2 protein-coding genes are annotated in these 1,280 nt (G+C 62.1%); one reads left to right on the top strand and one right to left on the bottom strand.

The features are described from left to right. The coding region (locus tag EN935_RS36350; RefSeq protein ID WP_127374248.1) for a sulfatase/phosphatase domain-containing protein at positions 1–435 on the top strand (435 nt) is incomplete at its 5' end. A 61-nt stretch (positions 436–496) separates the two neighbouring features. On the opposite strand, the gene EN935_RS36345 is transcribed toward EN935_RS36350, so the two are convergent. Continuing rightward, a partial coding sequence (locus EN935_RS36345) for a PRC-barrel domain-containing protein (protein WP_164771703.1) occupies positions 497–1,280 on the bottom strand: 784 nt, incomplete at its 5' end.

Raw genomic sequence — 1,280 nt, 5'->3', positions numbered from 1 at the left:
GTGCCGTCGAGGTGCGGCGCGGACCCCGCGCCGCACCTCGACGGCACCTCGCTGAAGCCGTTTTTGAGCGGCGGGAGCCCTGCAGACTGGCGCGATGCGGCGCATTGGGAGTTCGATTTCCGCTCGATTGCCGAAGGCGAGGCCGAACGCCATTTCGGCATCACCTCACGCCAATGCAACCTCGCCGTCATCCGCACGGAAAAATTCAAATATGTGCATTTCGGCGGCGGCTTGCCGCCGCTGCTGTTCGACCTAGAAACAGATCCGGGTGAATTGAACAATCTGGCCAAGCACCCTGCTTATCTGGCCGTACGGCTGGAGTTCGCCGAACGGCTTCTCGCCTGGCGGGCTGAGCATCTTGACCAGTCGCTAGCGCTGGCTGAACTGACGGAACACGGCGTTGTCGGCCACGTCGCCGGGGCAGTACGCGAATAGGGCAGCAGGGAAACCGAACCGGTACGACGACGGTCCTGCCCTACTGCCCTACTGCCTATTCCTATTTCACAATCATCCGCTGCTGGTCCCGCTTCTCGGCATAACTGCCCTTGTCATAGGCGGTTTGAGCCTTGAGCTGTTCCTTGGTGAAGGTCGTATACAGGTACTTCTTGCCGTTCTTGTCGGTCATGAATTTGAGATTATCCACGCCGACCGCGACTTCCTTTTCGCCAATGCCGAGGAAGCCGCCGACATCGACGATCACCGCGTCGGTCTTGTTGTCGGGCGCGAGCACGACATCGCCGATTTCGCCGACCTTGGCGTCGTTGGCGCCGTAGACAGTGGTGCCCTTCAGATCGTCGCCACGGATCTCGCCAACCGGCATTTCCGTCAGCGTCGACTTGTCGATAGCTGCCGTTTGCGTCTGGTCGGGAGCCGAGGCATCAGGGGTCGTCGCTGCCGGGGCCTCGGCCGTCTTGTCTACGGGAGCGGCAGCAGGAGCCGGGGCGTCGGACGGCACAGCGGCCGGGGCGGTTGCAGCCGGCTCATTGGATGCCGTGGTCGCGGGTACCGGATCATAGGCCTTGCGGTTGAAATCCGGCTGCGCCTGCAGCTCTTCCTTGGTGGTCTGGGCCACCAGCCAGCGGTCGCCATTCTTCTCGGCCCACTGCGCCTTGGAGAAATCATAGGTGACATTCTTGGCGCCGAGGCCAAGGAAACCACCGACGCCGATGACAAGCGACTCGGCCTTGCCTTCCCTGGTCAGAACGATGTCGTTGACGCTGCCGATGTTCTGCGCGTCATCGCCGGTGCCGTTGTAAACGGTCTCGCCGTTGATGTTGGTG

The organism is Mesorhizobium sp. M7D.F.Ca.US.004.03.1.1, assembly GCF_003998635.1.
Taxonomy (GTDB): Bacteria; Pseudomonadota; Alphaproteobacteria; order Rhizobiales; family Rhizobiaceae; genus Mesorhizobium; species Mesorhizobium loti.
This window is presented reverse-complemented; position numbering and strand designations above follow the sequence as displayed.